This window comes from Roseateles sp., assembly GCF_047654805.1.
Taxonomy (GTDB): Bacteria; Pseudomonadota; Gammaproteobacteria; order Burkholderiales; family Burkholderiaceae_C; genus Pelomonas.
In genome coordinates this window covers 1446334-1464312 of the sequence record NZ_JASGIV010000001.1, presented here as the reverse complement: position 1 = coordinate 1464312, position 17979 = coordinate 1446334, and the positions used below count along the sequence as shown (strand labels likewise).

Sequence of the window (17979 nt, the reverse complement as noted above, 5' to 3'; positions counted from 1 at the left end):
GCGACCGGCCCGTCCTCAGTCGCGGTCCTTGCCGTGCCCCTTGCCCTTGCCATGCTTCCTTCCGCGGTCCTCGCCCTGGTCGTTGTCGTTCTGCGGCCGGGCATAGCGCTGCTGGTACCAGTCCTCGCGAACGAAGTAGACCGGCACGTCGCAGGCGTTGTAGCGGGCGCAATGCTTGGCCCAGTGCTTCTGGTGGCCGGGCGGGATGCGCATGTAAACGGGCTCGACATGCACGGGGCGGCGCTGAACCCAAACGGGCTGCGCCACCACGACGGGCGGCGGAGCGACGTTGCCGATGTCGATGCGGCCGTAGAACCCCGGCTGACCGATCTGCACGGAGACGCCGACATCGGCGGCCTGTGCTGCGCTGGCGATCAGCGCGAGCGCAACGAGAGGGAGTATCTTCTTCATTGCTGTTCCTTCTTCAGGGGGTGGGCAGCGTGAACTCGAAGTCGTAGAAATGCTGGTGGCCTTCGACGCGGATGTTCATGCGGCCCGCGATGCCGGCGAGCGCGCCGGTGCCGGAGTCGGGTACGACGGTGATGATGAGGGTCGGATGGCCGCGGTCCATCTGGCCGTGATGGACCAGGGCGAAGCTGCCTTCAAGGCCCTGCAGCGTGCCGGTCACCGTCTCCAGCGCCACGTAGGCCGCCGAGCCTGCGACGCTGCCGTGCGTGGCCAGCATCTGGCCGGCACCGCGTGCCTCGAGCGCACCGCGATATTGCTTGTCCAGCAACATGCGGCCGACGGCAGGACTGGCGCCCTCCGCATCACGAGCCGTCATGCCGACGCTGAATTCGCCGCTGATCGAGGTCATTGCCGTTCTCCTTGGAGCCGCAGAGCCGATTCGACCACGCGCGGTGGCTCCGCGACCAGCGGCGTGAAAAGTGGATGAGCCACGCGCACGGGCACGACGTCCAGCCGGGCACCAAGCACCGTGTAGTCGTCGCCGCCGCGGTGTGCGCTGCACCAGCCGACGAGTCCGGGGCCGCGACGCAGCCGGAACTCGAAGCCGATATCCGGCTTCGGGTCGCCGGGCCGGGGGTTGGCCCGGTAAGCCAGGCCGCGCACCTCGGGCGCGGGACCATCGAGCAACTGGGTCAGCGCCTGAAGGATGCAGCCATCGCCCAAGATGTCGAGGAAGTAGCGGTCAACCTGCTGGCGGGGCTCAAAGCCGGGTGAAGCCGGATCGATGCGCGGTTCGCGCAGCTTGTGCGCGGCAGGCAGGGTTTCGCCGCTGGCGAGGTCATGGCGGTCGCCATGGTCCAGATAGGCCAGGCGCGCGCCGCGCAGGTTGAAGGCGGGCAGTCCGGCGTCGTGGGTGGCTTCGCCGAGGTCGACGAGAATTGCGCCGCTACCGCCGATGACCTCAAGCCGCGGCCCCTGGATGACGACGGCCGCGTTCTCGTCCACGCCGAGACCGAAACGGCAGCCCAGGGACTGCAGCGCCGGCAGCATCCGGCCGATACGGCCGCGCTTGAGGAAATGCTGGTCGACGAGGAGTTCGGAGAGCACGAAGCCGAAGCCATGGTCGTATTCGCGGCCCGCCCGCCAGCGGCCGCGCAGTACGGCCAGATTGTCCATGGCGTCACGGAACATCAGCCGGCTCATGACCGCCGCACCTGCGCTGGTACCGGCGATGACGCCACCTGCCGCGAAGACGGCCCGGATTGCCCCCAGCATCGCGGTTGGCCGGCCGCCGGGCTGCAGCGTGTCGACCAGGTATTCCTGCGCGCCGCCTGAGAAGAACACTGCCTTGCAGCCGGCAACGCGCGCGATCAGTTCCGTGTCGTTCAGCGTCGCGGCCAGGTCCACGCCTTCGAGGTGAGGCGCGAGCGGCACGGCCTCCGCGCGGGCGCCGCAGCGGTTCAGCGACGCAACGATCTGGGCGGCGATACGTTCGGGCTCATGAGCCGCCGTCGGGAACACCGCGATGGGCGCACCAGCGCCGCCGGCCTCGTCGACGATGCGCTGCCAGACGGTATCGCTGTCAGTACTGAGCGCGCCGCCGATGACGATGACGGTTCCGCCGCCGGCTTGGGAAGGGCTGTGCAAGATGGTTGCCGCAAGGCAGGAGTCGCAGTCCTGTCATCTTGGCAGGACTGCGCTCGATTGGACAACGGGTCAGGCCCGAGGAAACGCAACGCTTGTGACCAAGCGCTGCCGGGAACTCATTGCTCGGCCGGAGCCGACGTCGGCGGCGCCGACGCGGCAGCAGCCCCGCCGGCAGCCGGCTTCAGCGGCCCGGCCCAGCCGCCATACAGCGGCATCGGCAGGCGCACGGGGCTGATGTCCAGATAGAGATTGGTGACGGTGAACTGCTCGCCGCCGAACTCCTCTGTGCTCCAGCCCAGCGAGTCAGAGCCCTTGTAGACGCGGAACAGGAAACCCAGCTCGGCCAGCGGGTCGTTGGTGCGCGGCAGCGCGTCAAACGCCAGGCCCTTGAACTCGCGACGGTAGCTGTCGATCAGCCGCGTCATCATGTTGGAGATGGTCGAGTCGCCCAGCATGTCCAGGGACAGGAAGTCATCGGTGTAGTAGGCGCGGAAGTTGGGCGACTCGGCATCGTGCAACTCGCCACGCAGCTTGGGCGCCGACGGCGTCGTCGAGCGGGCGCGCAGATGGTAGCGGTCGCCGTGCTCCAGGTAGCTGATCCGCGCACCCCGCACATTGAAGGCACCCAGTGTGGGGTCGGATTCGGCGTCGGTCAGGTCCACCATCAGCGCGCCCCGGTCGCCAATGACCTCGATCTCGTCGCCGCGGATGATGGCTGCGGTGTTCTCGTCCACGCCCAGGCCCAGCTTGTAGCCCTTGGCCATCATCAGCGGCACCATGCGGCCGATACGGCCACGCTTCAAGAAGTGCTGGTCCACGAACAGCTCCGGGCCGACGAAGCCGAGCCCGCGGTCCACCTGCTTGCCATCGGCGATACGGCCCTTGAGGATATTGATGCTGCTGGGCGCATCACGGAACATGATGGTGCTCATGATGGCCGCGCCGGCCGAGGTGCCGGCCACGACGCCGCCCTTGCGATAGACGTCCCAGATGGCCTCCAGCATTGGTGTGCTCTGGCCGCCGGGCTGAAGCACGTCGACGATGCGCTCCTGCGTGCCGCCGGTGAAGAACACGCCCCTGGCCGCCTTGACCTTGGCGATCAGCGCGGGGTCGCGCACGACCTTGTTCAGGTCCACCCACAAGAACTTGGGTGCAACCGGCAGGGCCTCGGCCACTGCGCCGCGGCGCTGCAGCAGGTCCACCACCTGCTTGGCGCTGGCTTCGGGATCCTCGCTGGCAGTGCCGAAAACGACGAAGCGTGCGCCCTTGCCGCCAGCCAGTTGCACGATGCGCTGCCAGACCTCCTCGTTGTCCGCTTTCAGCGCGCCGCCTATGGGCACGGCATAGCCGCGGATGGCGGGTTCGGATTCAGGCAGGGGCAGCAACGCACCGGATGGGGCCGCGGGCTTGGTCGGCGCTGGCGCCGCCGCCCGTGGCTGGGTGCCCGTGACCGACGTGCGCTGCTGCTTGGCGCCCTGTGCCGCATTCGTCGCCGGTGCTGTCGTCGGGGGGGCCGCCCGTACGCCCATGGCCATCGCCATTGCCGCCACGCCAGCCCATATCCATGCCCTCATGCCTACAACCTCCTTGATCAGATCGCCATCATGACAGAGCGCCGATGACGCCTCGTCCCTCATTAGAACGGCGCCAGCGTGGCGCGGGCGAGACGAATCCCTCCGGACAGGCTGGCAGCTACCGGCACCATGCCTAGACTCGCGCGAAACCCGGAGACCACATCATGAAAACCCCCTGCCCTTCCCGAATCGCCGCCGCCGCGGCCCTGGTTGCCCTCAGCTGTGCCGCCCAGGCCCAGTCCTCGCTCGAGCGCGTCGAGATCACCGGCACCGCCATCAAGCGCATCGAAGGCGAGACGGCACTGCCGGTGCAGGTCATCACGCGCAACGAGATCGACAAGGCAGGCGTGACGACGGCGGCCGAACTGATCGCCCGCATCAGCGCCGGCACCAATAACCTGACGGACGGCGTCAGCATCGGCACGGGGGGCTTCCGCGACCAGATGGGTTTCAACGCAGCCAACCTGCGCGGCCTGGGCGTGTCGTCCACGCTGGTGCTGCTGAACGGCCGGCGCATGGCCAACTTCGCCTCCCCCGGCGACTCGGCAGGCGTGGACCTCAACAGCATCCCGGCCGCGGCCATCCAGCGCGTCGAGATCCTGCTAGACGGCGCTTCGTCGCTGTACGGCTCCGACGCCATTGGCGGCGTCATCAACTTCATCACCCGCAAGGACTTTCAGGGCGTGGACATCAGCGCGCTGGCAGGCAACACATCCGAAGGCGGGGCCAACAAGCGCTCGGCAACGCTGGCCGGCGGCTTCGGCGACTATGGGCGCGACGGCTTCAACATCATGGGCGTGCTGGACGTCCAGAGCACAAGCAAGCTCAATGCCAACCAGCGCAAGTTCATCAAGGAGCTGGACATCCCCGGCAATCTGCCTGACCAGCTTTCCAGCTACAGCTTCCCTGGCAACATCCGGCTGACCAACTACCAGCGCAACCTGCTGGCCGCTGACGGCTTCAAAACCAACGGCAAAGACGTCATCAGCTCGCGCACCGTGAACCCGGCCGCTGCAACGGGCTGCGCTCCGGACAACGGCAGCCTGTACCTGCCCGCAGGCATCGGGGGAGTGGATGGCTGCACCTTCGACTTCATGCGCGACATCGAGCTTTACCCCAAGTCGCGCAAGGGCAGCCTGTTCTCGCGCGGCGTGTTCAACCTCGGCGGCGGCCACCAGCTGTTTGCCGAGGTATCGCTGGCCCGTGCCCGCACCTTCTACTCCGGCACCCCCAACCGCATGGACGTTGACCTGAACGTCTCCATGGTGCCGGCCCTTCGGGGCAGTGCGCTGGACGACCCGGACCTGGACGAGGAAGACCGCATCGTCACGATGCGCACCCGCCTCGTCGAGGCCGGCCTGCGCACCAGCGAGCTGGTCTCCACGGCCAACCGCTTCGTCGTCGGCACACTCGGCACGCTGGCCGGCTGGGACTACGAGTGGGCCTACAACCACAGCACCAGCAAGGTGTCCGACCGCGACAGCCAGGGCTACCTGAACGAGCAGATGATCACGGACGGCTTCAACGCCGGCACGATCAGCCCATTCGGCCCGTCCAGTGCCGCCGGCCTGGCGCTGTACGAGAAGGCGCAGATCCGCGGCGAAGTGCGCCGGGCCACCGGCACGATGGACAGCCTGGACTTCAAGATGTCCAAGGGCCTGATGCCTCTGGCTGGCGGTGATCTGGCGCTGGCGCTGGGCGGCGAGCTGCGCCGCGAAAAGCAGAACTACCACCAGTCGGATGCGCTCAAGGCGGACAACATCCTCGGCGAGACCTCGCAAGGCCCCGACTCCGATTTCGGTCATTCACGCAACGTCAGTGCCGTCTTCGGCGAGATCAGCGCCCCCGTCACCAAGCAGTTGGAGCTGCAGGCAGCGATGCGCTACGAGCGCTACCAGGTCAGCGGCGGAGCGCTCAGCCCCAAGGTGGGTCTGAAGTACGTGCCCGCGCCTGAGCTGCTGCTTCGCGCCTCGCTGGGCAAGGGCTTCCGCGCGCCGAGCATGTCCGACCTGTACCGCCCGCTGTCGCTGGGCAACGCAGCCGTCGTGACCGACCCCGTGTGCCTGGCCGCCGACCCCGAGAACACAGCGACCGACTGCTCGGAAGGCTGGGGCACCTACAACTACAGCAACGCCAAGCTCAAGCCCGAGAAATCCCGACAGTTCTCCGCGGGTGTCGTGTTCGAACCCAAGCGCGGCGTCAGCATGAACGTCGACTACTGGAACATCCAGAAGAGCAACCTGATCAGCACGCTGGGCGTGGACGTGATCCTGTCCGACCTGAACAAGTATGGCTCCCTGGTGCACCGCTACTGGGACACCAAGCTGCCCGCAGACTGCGAGAGCGGCTACGACCCCGAAGACTACGCCATCTGCGGCATCGACCTGATCAAGGAGAACCGCGGCAAGCAGAAAATCTCCGGCCTGGACTTCGGCCTGACGCTGAGCGGCCTGAAGACCGGCGTTGGCGAGTTCGGGCTGCGCTTGAACGGGACGCTCACGCTGCAGTCCAAGCAGCAGACCGGCGACGGCGACCCCTTCGTCAGCAACCTGGGCCGCTTCGTCAACGACGGCGTGGTGCAACGCTGGCGGCACACTGTCAGCGCCGACTGGGCGCTGGGCCCCTACTCGCTGATGCTGTCCAACAGCTACCTGTCGGGCTACACCGACCAGCACGACATGGCCAAGGCCGACCGCAAGGTCGCCGCCTACTCGCTGTGGAACATGTCCGCCGCGTGGGAAGCCACCAAGTCGCTGACGCTGCGCGCCGGCGTGCAGAACCTCTTCGACAAGGCGCCGCCTTACTCGCAGCAGGCCTACTTCTTCCTGGTCGGCTACGACCCCAGCTACACCGACCCGCGCGGCCGCTACGGCTACGTCAGCCTGCGCTACACCTTCAAGTGACGATGTCGCGTACCCAGTCCGGCAAGGCGATGGCCTTGTCGGTCTGGGCATCGAACCACAGCGTCGTCGCGCCGCCCTCGGCGTAGATGACGCCGGGCTCGTCCACACGCTCCAGCGTTATCCAGGTCTCGAAGGCGACACGGCCGGGATCGCTCACGTAGTGTTTGGCGATCAGCTCGCCCGGCGCCTTGAGCTGGCGGTAGAAGTTGCAGAACGCATTCACGATCACCGGCCCCTGCCCGCCCGGGTTGGGCGGCGCGCCGATGGAGGCCAGCCAGTCCACGCGTGCCATCTCCAGGTAGCGGAAATACAGCGTGTTGTTGATGTGGCCCATCGCATCCATGTCGCCCCAGCGCATCTGGATACGCAGCTCGAAGGTCAGCTTCTTCTCGGCGGGGACGGTGTATCTCATGGAGCGATACCCAGTTCGGCCGCCATGCGGTTGACGAGGCCTCGCAACGCGGCGACCTCAGCCTTCAGCGCAGCGAGCTCAGCCTTCTGAAGCGCCACTTCTTCATCGCGCGGCGCCACAAGGGCGGCCGCCTGCTCGACGGAGGACACGGGACCGCACAGCAGATGCGCCCAGCGCGCCTCGCGGGCGCCCGGCGCCTTGGGGCATTTAACTGCGAAAGGCGGCTCACGCACGGCCAGCTCGTCCAGGAAGCCCTCGACGGAGGATACGTCGGCGAAACGGTGCAACCGCTCAGTGTTCTGCCTCAACTCGGCGGCCGTCTGCGGACCGCGCAGCATCAACTGCGTCAGCAGCGCCACCGCCGCGCCCGGCACACCCAAGGCTCGTGCGAAGTTGTGCTCGTAGCGCACAACACGGCTGCCGCTGACGGTATTGACGAGATGCAGCGCCTTCAGCTCCTCCACCGTCGCCAGCACCTCGGCCTCGGATACTTCCATGACCGGGTCACGCGCCGTTTTCTGGTTGCAGCCAGCGGTCAGAGCATTGGCCGACAGCGGGTAGCTGTCCGGCACGGTGGACTCCTTCTCGACGAGGACGGCCAGCACACGGGCTTCCAGCGGGGTCAGGTCTCGCTTGTGCATCAGACGCCAAACCCGTCATCAGCCTGGATCACTGCGCCATTGATGAAGTGGCTCTCGTTGGCACACAGCATCAGCAGCGCCGTGTCCAGGTCCTGTGGCTGACCCACGCGCTTGCGCGGCAGCAACTCGACCAGCTCCCTGCCCCGCTCCGTGTCCCACATGTGATGGTTGATCTCGGTGTCGATGTAGCCCGGGCAGATCGCATTCACGTTGATGCCGTACTTGCCCCACTCCAGCGCCATCGCGCGCGTCATGTGGATGACGGCAGCCTTGCTCATCGCATACACGCCAATCTGGCCAAGCACGCGCAGCCCCGCCATGGAGGCGATGTTCACGATACGCCCGCCGATGAAGGTCCCCGGCGCAGCGCCGCGCGCGCGGGCAAGCATGCGCTTGCCCACTTCCTGCGCGACGAAGAACGCGCCGCGCGTATTGGTGTCCATCACGTAGTCGTAGTCGTTCTCGGTGACGTCCGTGAGACGCTGCGTCGTGCCAACGCCGGAGTTGTTGATCAGGATGTCCAGCGTGCCGACCTCGGTCTCGGCATGGGCCACGGCAGCGCGGATGCTGGCCACGTCCGTCACGTCCAACTGCACGACGTGGGCATCGCCGCCCCTGCCTTCGATCTCGGCGCGCAGGTCCTTGAGCCGCTCGACGCGCCGGCCCGCCAGCACGACGCACGCGCCGGCCTGAGCCAGGGTCTTGGCGAACTGCGCGCCCAGGCCGCTGGATGCACCGGTGACGAGGGCCACGCGGCCTTCGAGATTGATGGAGTAACTCATGAGACTGCCTTCTGAGTGGGTTGCAGCCATCCTACCGGGCTAGAGCTCACGCACTAAAAAAGCACGATCGTTCGATTCATCATCCGCCCTCTCTAGAATCGCGCGCAATTCAATACGGTCGGAGACCCACATGACGCCCGAAGAAATCCTGGCCCAGTTCGGCCCCCGAGAGTCCATGGAGTACGACGTGGTCGTCGTCGGTGGCGGCCCGGCTGGCCTGGCCACGGCCATCCGCCTGAAGCAGATCAAGCCCGACGCCAACATCGTCGTGCTGGAAAAGGGCTCGGAGCCTGGCGCCCACATCCTCTCCGGGGCCGTCATGGACCCGCGCGCCATCACCGAGCTGTTCCCGAACTGGAAGGAACTCGGCGCACCGCTGAACCAGGCAGTGTCCGGCGACGACGTGCTGTTCCTCAGCGAGGCCGGCAGCCAGCGCACGCCCGACTGGCTCGTGCCGCGCAACTTCCACAACCACGGCTGCTACGTCATCAGCCTGTCCGACGTCGTCAAGTGGATGGCCAGCCAAGCCGAGGCGCTGGGCATCGAGATCTTCCCCGGCTTCGCGGCCGCAGAGGTGCTCTACGACGAAGAGGGCCGAGTCAAGGGAGTGGCCACCGGCAACATGGGCCTGGGCAAGGACGGCGAGCCCACCGACCACTTCCAGTTGGGCATGGAGCTGCTGGGCAAGTACACCGTGTTCGCTGAAGGCGCACGTGGCCACCTCGGCAAGCAGTTGCTGGAAAAGTTCAAGCTCACTCAAGGCAAGGACACGCAGACCTATGCCATCGGCATCAAGGAGCTGTGGGAGGTTCCGGCCGACAAGGCCCAGCCCGGCAAGGTCGTGCACACCGCTGGCTGGCCCATGGAAGGCGACACCTTCGGTGGCGGCTTCCTGTACCACCTGGCAGATAACAAGGTCACGCTGGGCTTCGTCATCGGTCTGGACTATGACAACCCGTACCTGAGCCCGTTCGAGGAGATGCAGCGTTGGAAGGCCCACCCTGCCATCCGCGCCCACATCGAGGGTGGCAAGCGCATCGGCTACGGCGCTCGCGCGATCAACAACGGCACGCCGCAGGCTCTGCCCAAGACGGTGTTTCCTGGCGGCTGCCTGGTCGGCTGCGATGCAGGCTACCTCAATGCCGCGCGCATCAAGGGCAGCCACGCAGCCATCAAGAGCGGCATGCTGGCCGCCGAGGCCCTGGCTCCGGCCCTGGACGCCGGCCGCGCGCAAGACGAGCTGACGGCCTACCCAGAGGCCTTCGACAAGAGCTGGCTGAACGAGGAGTTGCAACAGACGCGCAACTTCAAGCTCTGGTTCAAGAAGGGCAAGACCACGGGCCAGCTGATGACCGGCATCGAGCAGTGGCTGCTGCCCAAGCTGGGTGTCTCCAGCCCGCCATGGACGCTGCACAACCACAAGGCCGACAACGCCGCGCTGCGCCCGGCCGCCGAATGCGCGCCCATCACCTACCCGAAGCCGGACGGCAAGCTGACCTTCGACCGCCTGTCGTCGGTCTTCATCTCCAACACCAACCATGAAGAAAACCAGCCCGCCCACCTGACGCTCAAGAACGACACGGTGCCGGTGCAGGTCAACCTCGCGAAGTACGCTGGCCCCGAGAGCCGCTACTGCCCGGCCGGCGTCTACGAGTTCGTGCCCAACGAGGGCGGCAGCGGCGAGCGGCTGCAGATCAATGCGCAAAACTGCGTGCACTGCAAGACCTGCGACATCAAAGACCCGACGCAGAACATCGTCTGGGTCACGCCCGAAGGCGGCGGCGGCCCCAACTACGCCGGCATGTAGACTGCCACTCGCAAGCCACAAGCCAGCACCTGCCTACGGGCGCGTGCTGGCTTTAATGAGATGGTCACCCCCATCTCCGTGTTTGCCCCGAACACCCCGGTGACATAAGTTGCCGGGGTGTTCTTCTATGTGGCGGAGGTCATCATGGACTCTGTGACGCTGGTCGGCATCGACCTGGGCAAGCATTCGTTTCACCTGCACGGCCAGGACCGCAAGGGCCTGGCCGTGTTCCGCAGGAAGCTCAACCGCAAGCAGTTGGTCGAGTTCTTCGCCAAGTTCCATCCCTGCACGGCCGTGATGGAGGCCTGCGCCGGCGCGCACTACCTGGCGCGCAAGTTCATCGCGATGGGTCACGAGGTCAAGCTGATCTCGCCCCAGTACGTGCGTCCGTTCGTGAAGGGCAACAAGAACGACTTCATCGACGCCGAGGCGATCTGCGAGGCCGCCTCGCGGCCCACCATGCGCTTTGTCGTCCCCAAGACCGAGGCACAGCAGACGCTGTCCATGCTGCACCGTGTGCGTGAGTCACTGGTTCACGATCGCACCAAGACCGCCAACCAGATGCACGGCTTCCTGCTGGAGTTCGGCATTGGTCTGCCTGTCGGCTTCGCCGTTATCAAGCGGCTGCCGGCGCTGTTGGCCGAGCATGAGGATCTCCCGCCACAGTTCGTGTCAGTGTTGGAGCGTCTTCACGAGCACTTCAAGTACCTCGACGGGCGGATCGCCGAAGTCGAGAAGCAACTGAGCCAGCAAGTTCACGAGGACGACCTGGGCCAGCGGCTCATGACGCTGCCGGGCGTGGGGCCCATCACCGCCAGCGTGCTGGCCGCCAAGATGGGCGACGGGCATCAGTTCGCCAGCAGTCGCGACTTCGCGGCCTCGCTCGGGCTGGTGCCGCGCCAGTACAGCACCGGCGGCAAGGCCACGCTGCTGGGCATCAGCAAACGCGGCGACAAGAACATGCGACGGCTGCTCGTGCAGTGCGCCCGGGTCTTCATGCTGTGCATGCATAAACACCCGAGCCCGCTGGCCGACTGGGTGCACGCGCTGCTCACGCGCCGTCACTCCAACGTCGTTGCCTGCGCGCTGGCTAACAAGCTCGCGCGCATGGCCTGGGCGCTGGCGCGCGGGCACTCGGTCTATGAGCCGGGCAAGTTGCGACCAGAACCGGCAGCCGCCTGAACTCCAGCTCCCTTCTGCTCTTCAACCCCAACCGGGGCACCCAACAGGTTTTGCGACCGCTGTAGCAGTGATGACGTGAACGGCCCATTCGGCCTGGCAGGCATCCAGATCGTAAAAACGGCGACCAACGCCGAGGCTTTTTTAAGGACTGCCAGGTGCGACTCTCATCGTGGCGCAGGGATCAACGATCCCTATCCAGACGCCGGATAGATTTACGCAAACCATCTTCACCTCAACCTGCATTCAGCCCTTGCAAAAACGGGGGTGACCATAGATTTTGTGAGCCGACCGGCCGTAGAGCCGGCGAGCACCGCCCATCGCTGTCATCCGAGCAATGCGTCCGACCTTCCTTTCACTGCTGCTGGCCGCCATGCTGGCGTCCCCGCTCGCCAGTGCCGAGGCAGCCCCGCAACCGGCGTTGCCGCCCCTGACCGCCAGCGAAGCCTTCTCAGCGCCCGACTTCATCTCGCCGCGGCTCTCGCCCGACGGCCTGCACCTGGCGATGCTCACCCGCATCGACGGCCGCATGCACCTGGCCGTGCTCGACCTTAGCAAGGGTTCGTTCGAATCCCGTGTCGGCTATGCAGACGCCGACGTCTCGCAACCCACCTGGCTCGGCACCGACCACCTGGTCTACACACTGGCCCAGCACGGCCAGAGCCGCAAGACGCTGGCCCGCCAGGGCGGCATGTTCGTCACCACGCGGGACGGCGCCAGGCAGCGCAAGGTCTACAGCACGCTCAACGACCAGTGGGCCAGCAACGCACGCCGCTACACGCGCATGTGGCCGGTGCAAACGCTGCCAGGCAACAGCACGGAACTCATCGTCGGCTGCGACGACGTCGACAAGTACAGCATCGACCTCTACCGCATCGACGTGACGACCGGCAAGCGCCAGTGGCTCACGCGCGGCCGGCCGGAGCGCGTGCGTGACTGGGTACTGGACGCCAAGCAGGAGCCACGCATAGCGATCGGCGGAGTGCCGGAATCCACGGAGCAGATCGTCCACTACCGCGACCCGGACGGCAGTTGGCGAGAGCTGTGGCGCTACCGCGTGGGCCGCGACGACATACGCCGCCCAGTCAGCGTGGAAGCCGACGGCAAGTTGCTCGTCGCCACCAACGCGGGTCGCGACACGATGGCACTGCGCGAGTACGACCCGGCGAGCGGCCAGTGGGGCGACCTGCTCGTCGAGCACCCGCAGTACGACGTCGCGGTCGATGCGCTCGGCGACGAGGTCGGAGAGTTGCTGCGCGACGAGCTGAGCGGCGAGTTGCTGGGCGTACGCATCGACGCGGCCCGGCCGCAGTTCGCCTGGATGGACACGCGGCGCCAGTCCGTGCAGCGCATGGTCGATCTGGCGCTGCCCGGGCGCGTCAACCTGCTGCAGTTCTCGGCCTCGCCACGAGTGCTGGTCAGCTCGCGCTCCGACACTGAGCGGCCGCGCTGGTATCTGCTGGACCGCAGCAGCGGCACGTTGACACCGGTGCTGGACGTGCAGGGCCGGTTGGACCCCCGGCGGGTACCGACCACTGAAAGCGTGACGCCGCGCAGCCGCGATGGCCAGGCGTTGCCGGGCTATGTGCTGCGACCGCCGCAAGCCACCGCCGGCGCGCCGCTGCCCACCGTTGTGCTCGTGCACGGCGGGCCGTGGACGCGCGGTGCCGTCTGGGGCGATTCGGGCGGCGACATGAGCGAGGCCCGTTGGCTGGCCTCGCGCGGCTACCTCGTGCTGCTGCCCAGCTTCCGCGGCAGTGCCGGCTTCGGCAAACGCTTCATGATGTCGTCGCGCGGCCAGTACGGCATGGCGATGCAGGATGACATCGACGACGCGGTCGACGCCCTCGTCCAGCGCGGCGATGCTGACCCGCAGCGGCTGTGCATCATGGGCGCAAGCTACGGCGGCTACGCGGCGCTGATCGGCGCAGCCCGCGCGCCGGAACGCTACCGCTGCGCCATCGCGGGCTTCCCCATCAGCGACCTCGCAAGGCTGCTCAGCTCCGACTGGAGCGACCTGTCGCGCAACAAGGATGCGCGACCCTTCCTCGTCGACATGATCGGTGACCCGGTAAAGCAGCGCGCCGCGCTGGACGCTGTCTCGCCGCTGTTCCTCGCGTCGCGCATCAAGGCCAAGGTCATGATCTACGCTGGCGTTGATGACCCGCGCACGCCGCTGGAGCAAGCCGAGCTCATGCGCACGGCGCTGGAGCGCGCGGGCAACCCGCCGGTGTGGATGGCCAAGTACGGTGAAGGGCACGGCTACAGCGTCGCCGCCAACCAGTGGGAGCTGCTGGACCTGCTGGAGCCTTTCCTTGCCGAGCAGCTTGCGCCTGCGCAGCCCCGCCGATAGACTGTTTTTTCATACAGTCAATGCCCCGGAGGGCAGCGTGAACCAAGGCACGATCAGGGTCGGTATCGGTGGCTGGAACTTCGAGCCCTGGCGCGACAACTTCTATCCCAGGGGCTGGCCGCAGGCGCGCGAGCTGGAGTACGCCAGCCGACGGCTCACAGCCATCGAGATCAACAGCACCTACTACGGTGCGCAGAAGCCGGCCACATTCGCCAAATGGCGCAAGGAGTCGCCCGAAGGCTTCATGTTCTCGCTCAAGGCCATCCGCTTCGCGACACAGCGCCGCGTGCTGGCCGAGGGCTCGGAGTCGATCCGGCGCTTCATCGCCAGCGGCATCGCAGAACTCGGCGACAAGCTTGGCCCCATCGTCTGGCAGCTGGCGCCAACGCACAAGTTCGATGCAGCAGACATGACAGCCTTCCTGGAGCTTCTGCCGACCGAGGTCGATGGTCTGAGACTGCGCCATGCGCTTGACGTGCGCCATGCGAGCTTCCAGTGCACCGAGTACCTGGACCTCGCCAGAAAGTACAGGACCGCGACGGTGTTCACCGAATCCGATGATTACCCGCCCATTGCCGAGGCGACGGGCGACTTCGTCTACACGCGCATCATGCGCACGCACCCGGACGAGCCTCTGGGCTGCAGGCCCGAAGTGTTCCCGCAACTCGCCGCCTCGGCGCAGGCCTGGGCCGACGGCGGCGAGCCTGACGGCCTGCCGCGCATCGAGCCGCCCTCCCCCGAGACAACGGCGCGCGACGTCTTCATCTACTTCATCAGCGGCGCCAAGGAGCGCGCTCCTCACGCAGCGATGGCACTGCGGCGGGCGCTGGGCGAGGACGTGCCGGCCTAGGGGCCTGTTCACGCGCCGGTGGCAGGCACTAGCCTTCCAACCGCGCCATCCACTCGGCAGTGGCGCGGTCTTCGGCCCGATCGGAAGCAGCCAGCGTCTCGCGGATGCGCTGGCGCTCCACGACAGCACGGTTCTGGCTCATCTTGAGCTTGAGCTCCCACCGCGTCACCCGGACGCGAAAACCGACGATGGCACCGAGCAGCTTGTACTGGTAGTCCTCGGGCAGGCCACGCCACTGCTCGGCGTAGTCGGGTTCGAAGCGGCCGATCAGTCGCTTGAGCAGCGCGTCCTTGTCGGACTGCCCGTCGATCAATTCGATGTCACCGTAGGCATGCAGGGCGGCGTAGTTCCAAGTCGGAACGTTCTTCGACGACTCGTAGTGCCTCGGGCTCACATAGGCACTCGGGCCGCTGAAGACCGCCAACACGTGCCGCTGTTGCGACAACCAGCCCCAATGCGGGTTGGCCCGCGCCATGTGCCCCTCCAGCCACAGGCCGTCGCCGTCGGGCAGGGCCACGAGCGGCAGGTGGCTGCCGAATCCCTGGCCCTCGGCGTCCGGGCCGACCAGCAATGCCAGCGGATGTTCGGCGACGAGGCGTCGTGCGTGCTCCAGGTCGTTGGAGGCGAAATGCGTGGGCAGGTACACGACGGAACTCCCGGATCAGACACAAAACAGGGCACGATCATCGCGCAGCGCGCCCCACATGGGGGCGCGATCCAGGCCCGGCAAGGCGCCCCACGCTGGCGCCGCCCCGTCGGCAGGCAGCACCATCCGCAGGCACGCCAATTGCGAGACTGCCCGTTTTTGGGCTCTGCCCATGGAAACGTTTTCCAAGAGATGCGATGAACAAAGTCTGGCACAAGGGTCTGCCCTTCAGCGCCGAAGTGGCACCCTATCTGCGGCGCATGGCGCTGGTCGATGAACACCGGGAGGCACTGCTGAGACTGCAGGGCGTCTGGGACAGCCTCGCGCTACTGGGCCAGATGAGCGGCACAGCCGCCGACATCGCGCAGACACGCACCGCCTTCCAGGACCTCACCACCACGCTGCTAGACAGCCTCGCGCGGCGGCTGCGCACGCACGCGCTGGCACGCATGGACGGCCGCGCCCGCGTGGCCATCGACATCCTCGTGCGCAACCTTTTCGAGCGCACGGCGGACGTGGGCTTCCTTGCTTCGGACGGGCCCTTGTGCGCGCACGCCGCACTGGATCCCGTCGCCCCCGGACATGCCGCCAGTCGTGCGGCGCTGCAGGCGCGTTTCGCGGCCTACACCGCCAAGTACTCGGTGTACGACGACGTCATCGTGCTGTCGCCCAGCGGCGAAGTCCTGGCACGACGGGACGACGGCATCGCGCTGCCCGCCTGCGACGAAGACTGGATCGCCGATGCGCTGGCCTCGGGCGCGCCTTACGTGGAACGCTACGGCCCCACTGCACTGCTCGGTGGCCGCCACGGACTGATCTACGCTCGGCCCCTGCGTGCGCGAGATGGCGTCGTTGGCCTGCTCTGCCTGTCCTTCCGCCTGGACGACGAGATGGCGACCATCTTCCGCCAGTTGCTTGCCGACCAGGACCAGCATGCCGTCATCTGCCTGCTCGACAGCGGACATCGCGTGCTGCAGAGCTCCGACCCCTGGCAGATCCCACCTGGCGCACAACTGCAGCCTCAGGGCGAGCGCCTGCTGTTCGCCGGCCGCGACTACCTCTGCGCCACCGCACGCGCGAGTGGCTACGAAGGCTACTTGGGTCCTGCAGGCTGGATGGCCTGCGTGCTGACGCCGCTGGAGTGGGCCTTCGAGGCCGAGGACGACCGGGCGCTGGACGAGGAATTGCGCCGCCTGGGCGAGACCGTTGACACCCGGCAGCTCTTCGACGCCGAGTTGCAGGGCATCCCCCTGGAGGCGCGCCGCATCCAGCGCAACCTGTCGCGCACGCTGTGGAACGGCAAGCTGCACAGCCACGCTCGCGCCGGCCAGGGTGGCGCCGGCTTCGCAACTACGCTGCTCAATGAGGTGCAGCGCACCGGGGGGCAACTGCGGCAGGTGTTCGAGCAGGCCATCGCCAAGCTGCAGAACTCCGCGCTGGCCGAGATCTACGAGGGCACCCTGTTCCAGGCACGACTGGCCATCGACATCATGGACCGCAATCTCTACGAGCGCGCCAACGACTGCCGATGGTGGGCACTGGACGTGCGGCTGCAGAGCGCCCTGGCCGAGCAGACGGCCGGACGCGACACACCGCAGGCCCAGGCTGCAGCGGCCGAGGCCCAGAAGGTTCTACAGCACATCAACGGGCTCTACACCGTCTACTCGCTGCTGCTGGTGTTCGACCTGCAGGGCCGCGTGGTGGCCGTGTCCGATCCGGCGCAGGCCCACCATGTCGGCCAATGCCTCGACGCGCCCTGGGTCAGGGCCGCACTGGGCCTGCGCGACCCCGAGCGCCATGTCGTCTCTCGCCACGAGCCCAACGCGCTTTATGGCGCAGCGGATGCAGCCGGCCGGCCCACCTACGTCTACGCCACCTCGCTACAGCATGAGGGCCAGGTCGTGGGTGGCATCGCGATCGTCTTCGACGGCGAGCCACAGTTCGCGGCCATGCTGAGGGATGCCCTGCCCACCGCCACGGCCGGCACGCCCGCGGCGACGGGGCTTTTCGTGACGCGCGACGGCCGCGTCGTCGCGAGCTCCGACCCACGCTGGCAGGCTGGAGATCCGGCTCCGCTGAAGCCAGCCACGCTGGCCAACCTTGCCGCCGGTCAGACGCTGCACTGCGAACTGGACATCGCCGGCATGGTCTATGCCGCAGGCGTCGCCATGTCGCAGGGCTACCGCGAATACCGGCACGGGCAGGCAGCAACCAGCGAGGACGTGGCCGCCGTACTGCTGCAGCCGCTAGGCCCACGGGTGCCCAGCCTGCCAGCCATAGCCGATGCAGGCTTCTTGCCGCCCCCCACGCAGGCCACCGGGCAAGACCTGGACATCGCCGCCTTCAGCGTGTCCGGCGAATGGCTGGGCCTGCCTGCGGAGCTGATCGTCGAGGCGCTGGAGCAACCGCGCCTGACCGCCCTGCCCAACGCCCCCCGCGCGCTGGTCGGCATGCTGCAGCACGGGGGGCGCATGCTGCCGGTGCTGGACCTCGGCCTGGCTTTGTACGGCCGCGCGACCGACGCGCGCGATACGCCTGTCGTCGTCTGCCGCAACGATGCCGGGCAAAGCCTTGCGCTACGCGTGGAAGAGCTCGGGCCTGTATTCAGCATCGCCGCGGCCCAGGCCTTGCCCAGCCCGGGCAATCGTGCCCGCCTGGTGCGCGGCGCCGAGGCTTCGCCCCACCGCATGCTGACGCTGCTCAGTGCCGCGGACCTGTGGGTCCATGTCGGACTGAGTGTCGAGCCAGGCCAGGCCGCGCTGCCGGCCCCCTGAACG

14 protein-coding genes are annotated in these 17979 nt (G+C 67.2%); 6 read left to right on the top strand and 8 right to left on the bottom strand.

From position 1 onward, the window contains the following. Positions 1-15: 15 nt before the first annotated feature. The 4 genes from QM732_RS06585 to QM732_RS06570 all read right to left on the bottom strand — a co-directional run bounded on the left by QM732_RS06585 (position 16) and on the right by QM732_RS06570 (position 3629). On the bottom strand, positions 16-411 hold the full coding sequence (locus tag QM732_RS06585; RefSeq protein WP_415655381.1) for a hypothetical protein: 396 nt from the start codon (positions 409-411) through the stop codon (positions 16-18). A 13-nt stretch (positions 412-424) separates the two neighbouring features. Next, the gene (locus tag QM732_RS06580; protein WP_415655380.1) at positions 425-817 is read right to left on the bottom strand and encodes a DUF3224 domain-containing protein; all 393 of its coding nucleotides are present in this window, start codon (positions 815-817) and stop codon (positions 425-427) included. Then, positions 814-2055 (bottom strand): cyanophycinase, encoded by a 1242-nt coding sequence (locus QM732_RS06575; protein ID WP_415655379.1) that lies wholly within the window; start codon positions 2053-2055, stop codon positions 814-816. Before QM732_RS06575 ends, QM732_RS06580 begins: the two co-directional genes overlap by 4 nt. Positions 2056-2171: 116 nt before the next feature. Beyond that, positions 2172-3629 (bottom strand): cyanophycinase, encoded by a 1458-nt coding sequence (locus tag QM732_RS06570; RefSeq protein ID WP_415655378.1) that lies wholly within the window; start codon positions 3627-3629, stop codon positions 2172-2174. 164 nt (positions 3630-3793) lie between these two features. Here QM732_RS06570 and QM732_RS06565 point away from each other — a divergent pair, with 164 nt between their 5' ends. Next, the gene (locus QM732_RS06565; RefSeq protein ID WP_415655377.1) at positions 3794-6532 is read left to right on the top strand and encodes a TonB-dependent receptor; all 2739 of its coding nucleotides are present in this window, start codon (positions 3794-3796) and stop codon (positions 6530-6532) included. On the opposite strand, the gene QM732_RS06560 is transcribed toward QM732_RS06565, so the two are convergent. The 3 genes from QM732_RS06560 to QM732_RS06550 are packed head-to-tail and all read right to left on the bottom strand — an operon-like array spanning position 6525 to position 8367. Then, positions 6525-6944 (bottom strand): acyl-CoA thioesterase, encoded by a 420-nt coding sequence (locus QM732_RS06560; protein ID WP_415655376.1) that lies wholly within the window; start codon positions 6942-6944, stop codon positions 6525-6527. The two genes, QM732_RS06565 and QM732_RS06560, sit on opposite strands and share 8 nt — an antisense overlap. Beyond that, complete coding sequence (locus tag QM732_RS06555; RefSeq protein ID WP_415655375.1) at positions 6941-7585, bottom strand: YceH family protein; 645 nt, start codon at positions 7583-7585, stop codon at positions 6941-6943. The genes QM732_RS06560 and QM732_RS06555 overlap by 4 nt, the downstream gene beginning before the upstream one ends. After that, the gene (locus QM732_RS06550; protein ID WP_415655374.1) at positions 7585-8367 is read right to left on the bottom strand and encodes an SDR family oxidoreductase; all 783 of its coding nucleotides are present in this window, start codon (positions 8365-8367) and stop codon (positions 7585-7587) included. Before QM732_RS06550 ends, QM732_RS06555 begins: the two co-directional genes overlap by 1 nt. A gap of 130 nt (positions 8368-8497) precedes the next feature. Here QM732_RS06550 and QM732_RS06545 point away from each other — a divergent pair, with 130 nt between their 5' ends. From QM732_RS06545 to QM732_RS06530, 4 genes are all read left to right on the top strand, one after another. Continuing rightward, complete coding sequence (locus QM732_RS06545; RefSeq protein ID WP_415655373.1) at positions 8498-10174, top strand: electron transfer flavoprotein-ubiquinone oxidoreductase; 1677 nt, start codon at positions 8498-8500, stop codon at positions 10172-10174. A gap of 144 nt (positions 10175-10318) precedes the next feature. Then, entirely contained in the window at positions 10319-11356 is a 1038-nt protein-coding gene (locus tag QM732_RS06540) for an IS110 family transposase (RefSeq protein WP_415654893.1), read from the top strand. 334 nt (positions 11357-11690) lie between these two features. Further along, positions 11691-13706, top strand: a complete 2016-nt coding sequence (locus QM732_RS06535) for an alpha/beta hydrolase family protein (protein WP_415655372.1) — start codon at positions 11691-11693, stop codon at positions 13704-13706. Between the two features lie 37 nt (positions 13707-13743). After that, complete coding sequence (locus QM732_RS06530; RefSeq protein ID WP_415655371.1) at positions 13744-14556, top strand: DUF72 domain-containing protein; 813 nt, start codon at positions 13744-13746, stop codon at positions 14554-14556. 28 nt (positions 14557-14584) lie between these two features. Here the strand turns inward: QM732_RS06530 and QM732_RS06525 are convergent, their stop codons facing one another. Then, positions 14585-15202: an FMN-binding negative transcriptional regulator gene (locus tag QM732_RS06525; protein ID WP_415655370.1), complete on the bottom strand. Its 618-nt coding sequence runs from the start codon at positions 15200-15202 to the stop codon at positions 14585-14587. 197 nt (positions 15203-15399) lie between these two features. Between QM732_RS06525 and QM732_RS06520 the strand changes: the two genes are divergently transcribed. Continuing rightward, positions 15400-17976, top strand: a complete 2577-nt coding sequence (locus tag QM732_RS06520) for a chemotaxis protein CheW (RefSeq protein ID WP_415655369.1) — start codon at positions 15400-15402, stop codon at positions 17974-17976. Positions 17977-17979: the final 3 nt, after the last annotated feature.